General features: G+C 63.6%; 7 protein-coding genes. 2 read left to right on the top strand and 5 right to left on the bottom strand.

All coding sequences use genetic code 11. The features are described 5' to 3' along the window. Positions 1 to 186: 186 nt before the first annotated feature. The gene (locus R3355_RS08880) at positions 187 to 696 is read left to right on the top strand and encodes a disulfide bond formation protein B (protein ID WP_318960892.1); all 510 of its coding nucleotides are present in this window, start codon (positions 187 to 189) and stop codon (positions 694 to 696) included. Positions 697 to 701: 5 nt separating this feature from the next. Here R3355_RS08880 and R3355_RS08875 read toward each other — a convergent pair whose 3' ends face one another. Further along, the gene (locus R3355_RS08875; RefSeq protein WP_318947142.1) at positions 702 to 1,436 is read right to left on the bottom strand and encodes an SDR family oxidoreductase; all 735 of its coding nucleotides are present in this window, start codon (positions 1,434 to 1,436) and stop codon (positions 702 to 704) included. 365 nt (positions 1,437 to 1,801) lie between these two features. On the opposite strand from R3355_RS08875, the gene R3355_RS08870 reads away from it, so the two are divergent. After that, positions 1,802 to 2,809, top strand: a complete 1,008-nt coding sequence (locus R3355_RS08870) for a TRAP transporter substrate-binding protein (RefSeq protein WP_318960891.1) — start codon at positions 1,802 to 1,804, stop codon at positions 2,807 to 2,809. An 82-nt stretch (positions 2,810 to 2,891) separates the two neighbouring features. Here R3355_RS08870 and R3355_RS08865 read toward each other — a convergent pair whose 3' ends face one another. The 4 genes from R3355_RS08865 to R3355_RS08850 all read right to left on the bottom strand — a co-directional run. Further along, positions 2,892 to 6,464, bottom strand: a complete 3,573-nt coding sequence (locus tag R3355_RS08865) for an EAL domain-containing protein (protein ID WP_318960890.1) — start codon at positions 6,462 to 6,464, stop codon at positions 2,892 to 2,894. Next, the gene (locus R3355_RS08860; protein WP_318960889.1) at positions 6,440 to 7,543 is read right to left on the bottom strand and encodes a chemotaxis protein CheB; all 1,104 of its coding nucleotides are present in this window, start codon (positions 7,541 to 7,543) and stop codon (positions 6,440 to 6,442) included. The genes R3355_RS08865 and R3355_RS08860 overlap by 25 nt, the downstream gene beginning before the upstream one ends. Positions 7,544 to 7,558: 15 nt before the next feature. Continuing rightward, positions 7,559 to 9,754: a response regulator gene (locus R3355_RS08855; RefSeq protein WP_318960888.1), complete on the bottom strand. Its 2,196-nt coding sequence runs from the start codon at positions 9,752 to 9,754 to the stop codon at positions 7,559 to 7,561. 7 nt (positions 9,755 to 9,761) lie between these two features. Continuing rightward, positions 9,762 to 10,329 (bottom strand): methyl-accepting chemotaxis protein (locus tag R3355_RS08850; RefSeq protein WP_318960887.1); only part of this gene is annotated, 568 nt, incomplete at its 5' end.

Below are 10,329 nucleotides of genomic sequence, written 5' to 3'. Positions count from 1 at the left end.
CTCCTTGCCGTGGGGCTTTTTTTATAATCAGCCAGGCTGGCCAGCATCTTTTGTTCCACCTGCTCGATTGCACGCTATGGTTTCAGTCGGCACCATAGCGCGCACTGCGACAAACGTTACCCCTCTCGATAGAGCCACGCCTTGGCAACTGCTTCAGGCCATTACCCGCCTCCCACGGAATTTCACATGACCCGCCAGAAATCCCTTATTCCGCTGCTCTCGATCATTACCGTCGCCTGTTTCGCCATGCTTGGCGGTGCCTTGCTTATGCAGCATCTGTTCGCCTGGGAACCCTGCACACTGTGCGTGCAGATTCGTTTGTGGCTGTTGTTGGGCGGTGCGCTCAGCCTGCTGATAATCGCCGCGGAAGCTGTCGGGCAACGCTGGTTGACCCTGATATTCTGGCCGCTGTTGCTGGCGGCGGGGTTTATGGCGGTGTTCGACAATAGCCATCTGGTGCTGATCGAAACCGGCATCATGGAAAGCTTCAGCTGCTCACCCTTCCCCTTCTATGCCTTCTACTTTCCCTTGCATGAGTACCTGCCCGAGGTATTTATGAGCGCCGGCGTTTGTGGCCAGAACGACTACACCATCCTCGGTGTCCCCTTCACCAACTGGACGCTGTTGAGCGTCACCCTGCTGTTCGCGCTCATCCTGTTCGTGGCGTGGCGCGCCATCGGCAAAACCAGGGGATAGCAGTCCTAGACGATGCCGCCATTGACCCGCAGCGTCTGGCCGTTGACCCAGCCACCCTGCTCGCTGACCAGAAAGGCCACAACATTGGCGATGTCCTCGGGGGCGCCCAGACGCTCCAGCGGCGATTGCGAGGCCAGGCGCTCGATCTGCTCGCTGGTTTTTCCGCTGAGAAACAGCTCGGTCGCCGTGGGGCCGGGGGCTATCGCGTTGACGCAGATATTCCGCCCACGCAACTCCTTGGCGAAGATCGCGGTGAAGCTCTCCACCGCGGCCTTGGACGCGGCATACACGGAGTAACCCGGCAGCGCCAGGCCAACCACGCTGGTGGAAAAATTGACGATGCGCCCGCCGTCACGCAGGTGCCTGGCCGCCAGACGCAGGGTATTGAAGGTGCCCTTGGTGTTGATCGCGAATATTTTCTGGTACAGCGCATCGTCGCTGTCGGCCAGGCTGACCATGCCGGGCTGGATGACCCCGGCATTGTTGATCAGGATATCGATACCACCGAACTTCATCTCGGCCTGGTCGAACAGGGCTTCGACCGCCACCGAATCGCTGATGTCGGCCAGTACCGCATAGGCCTCGCCGCCGGCGCCGACGATGTCGCGCACCACCGCCTCGGCGTCCGCGGGCCGTGCGCTGTAGTTGACCACCACACTGATGCCGCCGGCAGCCAGGCGTTTGGCGATGGCGGCGCCAATACCCCGTGAGGCGCCGGTAACTATGGCTACTTTTGACATACTGACTCCTGCGCTGAAGGCAACTCGCGCTGCACCGGTTGTAACAACTGGTATAGCTGCCATCGGCGCAGGATGTTCGACCGGTGGTCACGTGAGAGACGCTGAAGCAACACTCGCCAACTGCGAAACCGGCGGATAGCCGCTCACCTGCACGCCGAAAAGGCGGAAAACCGCCAACCCATGTGATCTGGATCACAGGCTCGCACCGACGATGCCTGGGCTGCACGGCGATCGTGCGATTGGCACAGGCATTGCGATACAGGGCGAGCGTTTGGCGGATCGCCAGCCGCCGCTCTAACCACGGATGCCTCACAGGCACGCGCCTGAAAGCTGCAGGCCGATCAATAACAAGAAAGGACAACCAGATGCTCAAGTCGATCTTCGCCATGGCCGCCTGCGCCCTGGTGTTCACTTCTGCCAGCGCCTACGGCGCGCGGACACAAGCCCCCATCCTGATCAAGTTCGCCCATGTGGTCGCCGACAATACGCCCAAGGGCCAGGGCGCCCTGCTGTTCAAACGACTGGTTGAAGAGCGCCTGGGCGGCCAGGTCAAGGTCGAGGTCTACCCCAGCTCCACGCTGTATGGCGATGCCAATGAACTGGAAGCACTGCGCAATGACGAGGTGCAACTGCTGGCACCCTCGCTGGCCAAATTCGAGAAGTACACCAAACAACTACAGGTCTTCGATCTGCCCTTCCTGTTCGACGACCTGGAAGCGGTCAACCGTTTCCAGAAACGTGCCAAGGGCCGCCAGCTGTTGCGTGCCATGGAAGATCACAACATCGTCGGCCTGGCCTATTGGCACAATGGCATGAAGCAGTTGTCGGCGAGCAAGGCGTTGCTGGTGCCAGGCGATGCGGCCGGTCTGAGTTTCCGGATCCAGCCCTCCAGCGTGCTCGAAGCGCAGTTCCAGCAGCTGCACGCCAGCTCGCAGGTTCTGCCTTTCGCCGAGGTCTTCGACGCGCTGAAGAACGCCAAGGTACAGGGCGCGGAAAATCCCTGGTCGAACATCTACAGCAAGCAATTGCACAGCGTCCAGCCGTTTATCACTGAAACCAATCACGGCGTGCTCGACTACATGCTGGTGAGCAACCCACGCTTCTGGTACAGCATTCCCCATCGAATCCGCAGCGAACTGGAAGGCATCATCGACGAGGTGACCTATGAGGTGAATCGTCAGGCCGAGGCCGCCAACCAGGCCGATCGGCAACGGATCGAAGCGTCGGGCAGCAGCCGGCTGATTACGCTCGATGAACAACAACGCGAGGCCTGGCGCCAAGCCATGCGCCCGGTGTGGCAGCAGTTCGAGGCCCAGATCGGCAGCGACGTGCTAAAAGCCGCGCAGACAGTCAACCGCAAGCAGCGCAATTGACCCACGAGCTGGCTCGTCGCCGCGGGTCAGGTGCGAGCCTGATGACTCACCGCATAGGTGTGCAGCAGCGTTCAAACACTCGCTAGAGCCCCAGCACTTGCTGGCGCAGCCGCTGGTTTTCCTGCTCCAGTTGGCGCTGACGGAAAGCTTCGCGCAACTGGCTGCGCAGGTCGTCGGCCGACCAGGGTTTGGTGAGGAATCGATAGATCACCCCCTCGTTGACCGCCTTGAGGATGCTGTTGACCTCGCTGGAACCGCTCAGCACCATGCGGATGATATCCGGATAGAGGCCCCTGATCCGCCGCAGGAAATCCAGGCCACTCATGTCGGCCAGGCGCATGTCGGTCAGTACCACATCCACCGCATGGTTCGCCAACAACGGCAATGCCTCGGTGCAACTAGCGGCGGTCAGTATCCGGTAGTTCTCCAGGCGCAACTCGCGCTGCAAGGCGTTGAGAATGCCGGGGTCGTCGTCGATCAGCAGCAGACACTGCTCACGGTCTTCGAGGATATCGGCGGGTAGACGCAGGACCGAGTCCGTCTGGAGAAACTCCAGACAGGCCGCCGGCGGCAGCGGCGGCGAATAATAGTAGCCCTGCAATTCGTCGCAGCCGGCGCGGCGCAGGAAACCGAGTTGCTCTGGTGTCTCCACGCCCTCGGCGATCACCTTGAGGCCCAGATTATGGCCGATGGAAATCATCGAGCGGGCCAGCGAGGCGCTATCCGGATCCAGATGGACATCGGTAACGAAGCTGCGATCGATCTTCAGTTCGCTGAAGGGAAAACGCTTCAGATAACCGAGTGACGAGTAACCGGTGCCGAAATCATCGATCGAAAAACGAATCCCCAGGGCACTCAGCGCCTGCATCTTGACCAGCACCTCGGCGGTGTTGGTCATCAGCATCGATTCGGTCACTTCCAGCTTGAGTCGCCTGGGGGCTACGCCGTGCCGGTTGATGATCTGTTGCACCCGCTCGATGAAGTCACTCTCCATGAAGCTGATGGCGGAGAAGTTAACCGACATGCTCAGGCCCTGCATTGCTGCCTTCCAGGACTGCAGCTGACGACAGGCGGCGTCGAAGACATGGAAGTCGATGCCGACGATCTGCCCGGTTTCCTCGGCCAGCGGAATGAACTCGTCGGGCGCCACCAACCTGTCCTTGCGCTGCCAACGCACCAACGCCTCGAAACCACACAGACGCCCACTCTGCAGATCCAACTGCGGCTGAAACACCAGGCAGAACTCGTCGTTCTGCAGGGCATGACGAATTTCCCGCTCCAGCAACAGGCGGTGCTGCATCTGCTCGTTCATCTGCGGGGTGAAGGCGCAGATGCGGTTTCGCCCCTGATGCTTGGCCTGGTACATGGCGGTGTCGGCGTTGCGCAACAGGGTACCGACATCCATGCCGTCGTCGGGGAAGCAGCAAAAGCCAATGCTGCAACTGACCACCAATTCCTGGCCGTCCAGCACCAGCGGAGCGGCAACCAGCTCCTTGAGCCGCTCCAACCAACCGATGCGCCCGGCGAACGAGCCGCTGTCGGCCAGCAGGATGACGAACTCGTCGCCGCCCAGACGCGCCACGGTGTCGATTTCCCGGGCATTGCCTTGCAGGCGCCTGGCCATCTGGACCAGCAACTGGTCGCCGGCGTTGTGCCCGAGGCTATCGTTGACCACCTTGAAGTGGTCCAGGTCCATGAAGACCAGGGAGAACTGGCCCTGATTGCGGCTGGCAAAGGCAATGGCCTGCTGGATCCGATCATTGAGCAGGTTACGGTTGGGCAACCCGGTGAGGCTGTCGTGGTTGGCCTGGTGTTCCAGTTCCTCCTGGTAGCGCTTGGCCTCGGTGATGTCGTGGAGGATGCCGACGAAGTGGCTGACCTTGCCGCGGTCGTTGACCACCGGCGCCACTTTGAGGTCGTTCCAGAAGGCCGAGCCGTCCTTGCGGTAGTTGCGCAGGATCGCTCCACACTCCTCCTGACCGTGTAGCGCCCGGCGGATAGCGTCCAGCGCCGGCTGATCCTGTTCCTCGCCCTGCAGGAAGCGGCAATTACGTCCCAGCACGTCCTCGCTGCGGTAGCCGGTGATGCGCTCGAAGGCCGGATTGACGTAGACGATTGGCTGATCCGCGTGTTCGTTGTTGGTGATGATGATGGCGTTGACGCTGGCCTCCACGGCACGGGTGCGAATACGGATTTCCAGGTCACGCTGACGCTGTTCGCTGACGTCCTGGATCACCGCGATGGCGCCCTGCAACACGCCCTGGTCATCGAGGAACGGCACCGCCGAATTGAGAATGGTCTTGCTCGTGCCATCGAAGGTCTCGATGTCGATCACCTGATTGCGCTCGGCCTTGCCGTGCAACAGCGCACGCACCAGCGGCCAGTCATCGGCCTGCACCGGCTCGCCGGTTTCCGCCCAGCAACCCTGATACTGACTGCGGTCGGCCAGCTCGCTCGGCAGCGCACGACCCCAGATCAGGCTGCTCTCGGGGTTGCTCATCATCAGCCGACCACTGCGGTCGGCGACCAACACGCCGACCGGCAGGTTGTCGAGAATCTTGCGCAACAGCGCCTCGCTCTGCGCCAGCGCCAGCGTGCGCTGTTCCACCAGTTGCTCCATGCTCTCGAACAGACGGGCGCGGCCCACGGCCATGGCCAGTTGTCGACCGATCGAGGCCAGGACGTTGAGCCATTCGTCTGGCCAGCTTTGGCCATGCCGACGGACCACGTTGAGCATGCCGATGATCTCGCCGCCGAGCAGCAGCGGAATGCTGGCATGGGCGTGCTCGCCGCCCAGTTCGGCCAGCGCCGGACAGCCGGCGATGTTGCTCGGGGTGCTCAGCCGGTCGCTGAACCAGGCGTGCAGGCACGGGCAGTTGGCGACACAGCCTTGCAGGTGTTCGATGCTGTAGAGCGCGCCCAGCCCCCTTGCACCGGCAAGCAGCACCGTCTCGTCGGCCGTGCGCGTATCGGCCAGCAACAACCAGGCGCCGATCGCCTCGGGGAACTCGAGAATGCGCCGCAGGGCCGCATCGATGACATGCATTTCGGTCTTGGCGTCGGTCAGTCCGCTGGTGAAATGAAACAGGCAGTTGAGCAGCGAGTTGCTGCGCGCCAGTTCGTCGTGCTTGCTCTGCAGTTCGTGGTTGAGGCGTACGCCTTGCTCGTAGGTGGAAATCAGCAAGTCGAGAATCTGCTGGCGGCCAGCGGTGATGAAGTGCCGCTCGCCCTCGAGCATCACCTCCACGCCGATCTGCACCCGTTCATGGCTGCGCAGTTCGAGGTTGACCAGGAAGTAGCGGATTCGCGACATCAGGTACTTCTCGTCATAGGGTTTGACGATGAAGTTGTCCGCACCACAGGCCAGGCCACGCACCACATCCCGCGCATCGGCCAGGCGGGTGACCAGGATCACCGGAATGCCCGCAGTCTGCGCATCGCTCTTCAGCCGGCGACAGAGTTCATAGCCGTCCATTTCGGGCATGATGATATCGCTGATGACGATGGTCGGCGGGCGCTCGGCGACCATTGCCAGTGCCTCCAGTCCGTTGCGCGCGACACGCACCTGGCAGCCTGCCGCTTCGAGTAGGTACTGCAACTCGGTGGCCTGGGTCGGGCTGTCCTCGACGATCAGGATTTCGGCGGTGTCGTACATGGCTCGCTCCCTCTTCTCACGACATTCTGTGTAGCAATCTGCAACGCAATCGAGTTAAGCACGGCCGCAATACCTTCCGGTGGCAGTACCAGACAGGCAGCCTGCAAGTTAATGGCGGCTCGCGGCATCGAGTCGATCACCGCACTGGCAGGCTCCTGCACCAGGGTGAAACCGCCCACCCGGCGCAGTTCGGCCAGCCCCTCGGCACCGTCGCGGCCCATGCCGGAGAGCTGGATGCCGATGGCCTGTTTGCCGAACGCACAGGCGACCGAACGGAACAGGTGATCGGCCGAGGGGCAGAAAGTCTGTTGCGCACTGGCCGCCTGCAGACGCACGCGCAAGGCCGCACCCACTCCGGTTTGCAAGCCGTCCGGAGCCAGATAGAGCGTGCCGGGCAGCAACGCCTGCGCATCCTCGGCGATCTGTACCGGTAGCGCGGCCGTACTCGCCAGCCAGTGACAGAAACTCGGCAGAAAGCCCGCGGCGATGTGCTGCACCAGAATCAGCGCCCAGGGCTGCGCCGGCTGGAGGTTCTGTAGCAGGGCCTTGAGTGCCGCCGGCCCGCCGGCCGAGGCGCCGATGGCGACCAATTGCGGCGTATTGGCGGCCACCTGCCCGACCAGGCTGATCGGCGCCGCCGTCGGCTTCAGCGGCGTGCTGGAGGCGGGTGGGCGGTGGCGCCGGACTATCTTCACCTGCGCCATGCTGCGCAGGGTGCGCAGCAGCTCATCGATGCGCTCGTCGAAATCCGTCGCATCCAGGCCCCTGGGTTTTTCCAGCACCGCCAGCGCACCGGCGGCCAGGGCGCGCATGGCGGTTGTCGAGTCGCGTACATTGGCACTGGCGGTCAGCACCACGACCGGCAAGGCATAGAGCTCAAGGATGCGCGCGGTGGTCTCATAGCCGTCTAGGCCCGGCATATGCACATCCATGGTCACAATGTCAGGGCTGTAGCTCTTCAACAGTTCCAGGGCCTGCTCGCCATTGTCGACAGCGCGCACCTCGTGACCCGCACCCTCGAGCACCGCGCGCAGCAGCACACGCAGCACCGGCGAGTCGTCAACGATCAATATGCGCATGGTCGTGGCCTTCACTCAGATCAATCGTCGAATGGCGTCGAGCAAGCTGTCCTGCTCGAAACCGCTTTTCACCAGATAAGCGTTGGCGCCCGCCTCCAGGCCGCGGGCGCGATCTTCGGCCGAATGCAGGGCCGTCACCAGCACCACCGGCAGTTGCGTCAGCTCGCGGTCGGCGCGAATGCGGCTGGTCAGGCTGAAACCATCCATGCGCGGCATTTCCACATCGGAAACCAGCAGATCGAAGGGCCCCTGTTTCAAGGCATTCCAGGCTTCCAGACCGTCGTTCGCCGTCGCCACCTGATAACCGGCAGCTTCGAGAATGGCCTTGAGCAGGCCGCGCGAGGTGAACGAGTCTTCGGCAATCAGCAGCCGCTGGCTGCGCACATCCGGGCTGTCTGCCACCTGAACCAGCGTACTGGCGGTAGTGGCCAGGGCGCTGCGGTAAAGGTCACCCGGATGCAGAATAGGCACCAGCAGGCCGTCGCCGAGCACGGTCGCGCCGAGCAGGTTACGCACCCGCAGCAACTGCCGACCGAGGTTCTTCACGGTGATCTCCTGGTCGCCGAGCAGTTCCTCGACCAGCAGGACGAAACGTTCGCCGCGGACCTTGAGCAACAACAGGGTCAGATAGCCGTCGCCGCGCGCCAGGGGCGTAAGGCCGAGCACATCGGCGAGCGACCAGACGGGCAACACCTCTCCCTCGAATACCAGGGTCGGGCGGTTTTCCTGGTTTTTCACGGCGTCGGCAGGCAGGCGCAGGCAGCGCTCCACCGCCAGCGCCGGCACGGCAAAGGTCCGCTCGGCATTGCGCACGATGACCGCGCGAAAGGTCGACAGATTGAGCGGCAAGTGCAGGTGGAAGCAGGCGCCCTGGCCGGGTTCGGACTCCAGCTCGATGCGCCCGCCGATACGTTCGACCGCCTCCTGCACGATGGCCATGCCCAAGCCGCGGCCGGACAGATCGGTGAGCAGCGCACTGGTCGACAACCCCGAGGTGAAGATCAGCTTGCCGGCCTCCGCCGCGCTCAGGGCGTGGGCCTGTGCCTCGCTCAACAAGCCAGTGGTCACGGCCTTGGCCTTGAGTTGCGCCAGATCGAGACCGCGGCCATCGTCCTGCACCCGCAGTTCAAAACGGTCCGCCGACTCCTGGATCAGCTCCAGCTGGATCAGGCCGACCTCGGGCTTGCCGCAGGCCGCACGCTGCTCCGGGGTTTCCAGGCCATGATCGACGGCATTGCGCAGCAGGTGAGTGAGCGGCGTGCGCAGTTCGTCGAGAATGCGTTTGTCGACTTGCAGGCTGGCGCCGCGCACCTGCAGCGTCGCCCGTTTGCCGGCCTGGCTGGCCAGGTCCTGGACCATTGCCGGCAGCCCTTCCACCAGGCTGCTGCCAGCCAACAGGAGCACGCTCTGCAGCTCCTCGGCGAGGGACTCGGAGAGCTGGGTCAGGCTCTGCGACAGATGCTTGCCGGCCTTTTCCAGGTGGATCGCCTCGCAGTGCAGACGATCCATCTGCGCCTGACTCCAATCCAGATGATCGAGCAGCGCCTTGAGCACATCCTGGCTCGCCGTGGGCAGCGCCTGGGCACTTTCGCGCAGCCGTTGCAGCGTTCCACCAGCGGGTAGTCGGTGACCGCGCTGCGGTGCACAGGCGGCGCGATGTTCGCCGAGCAGACGGGCATGGGCACGGGCCTCGAGTTTGTGCTGCAACAGGGTCTCGCTGTGGAACAGCAGTGCATCCAGGCGCCCGGCCGAGACGCGCAGCGTCCCAGGCTCGGCAGGCACCGCGGGGATGGCCGCCACGCTCTCGGGCAGACTGACCGCTACACCCTGGGCGGCAGCCTCCAGGTCCTCGATCAACTGTGCCTGCTCTTCAGAGTCCGCGGGTTGCCCCGCGTGCAGCTTCTGCACCACGCGCAGGGCATAGCGGCACAGCTCGACCCGCACCAGGGTCAGTTCCAGGGTGCCCGCCCGCACTGCGCCGAGCAGGCTCTCCCAGGCATGGCAGAGCTGCTCGATCGGCAGCAAGCCAACCGCCCGCGCGGCGCCTTTGAGGCTGTGCACCTCACGGAACAGCGACTCGATGGACTCGCCGCTGGCGCCCTCCTCGCGCCAGTTGGCCAGGCCGTCGGCAAGCACGCCGAGGCGCTCCTGGGCCTCCACGCGAAAACTGGCCAGCAGTTGTTCTTGCAATGCTTTGCGATCCAGACTCATGGCGCACTCACAGCTTGAAGCGGGCGGCCAGGCCCTTGAGTTTTAGGCCCAGTTGATGCAGGTTGCGCGCCGCCAGGTCGACCTGACGGGTGCCGCCGACATTGTCCTGGCTGGCCTGGCGGATATTGGCCATGGCGCTGGCGACCTGGTCCATGCCGATCAGCTGTTGCTGGCTGGTGGCGGCGATCTGCAGGGCCATCTCGCTGGACGTCTCGATGCTGCCGCCCAGGCTGCGAATCGCCTCGCCGCTGGCCTGCGCGCGCAGGTAACCGGCTTCCACCGTCTTGCCGCCCTGCTCGGCGAGCAACACCGCCCGGGTCATGGCTTTCTGGATCTCGCCGAGGATCCCGCGCACCTGCGCGGTGGCCTGTTTCGACTGCTCGGCCAGGGCCTTGACCTCCTGCGCCACCACCGAGAAACCCTTGCCGGTTTCACCGGCCTTGACCGCCTCGATCGAGGCGTTGACCCCGAGCAGGTTGGACTGCTCGGCCAAGTCGCCGACCGACGCGACGATCTCGCCGATCGCCTGGCTCTGCTCGCCCAGACGCATGATGCTCTCGGCCACCGCCTGCATC

The sequence above is a fragment of the Pseudomonas sp. genome (genome assembly GCF_033723075.1).
Taxonomy (GTDB): domain Bacteria; phylum Pseudomonadota; class Gammaproteobacteria; order Pseudomonadales; family Pseudomonadaceae; genus Aquipseudomonas.
The sequence above is the reverse complement of the archived record's forward strand: the minus strand, read 5'-3'. Positions and strand labels throughout refer to the sequence as shown.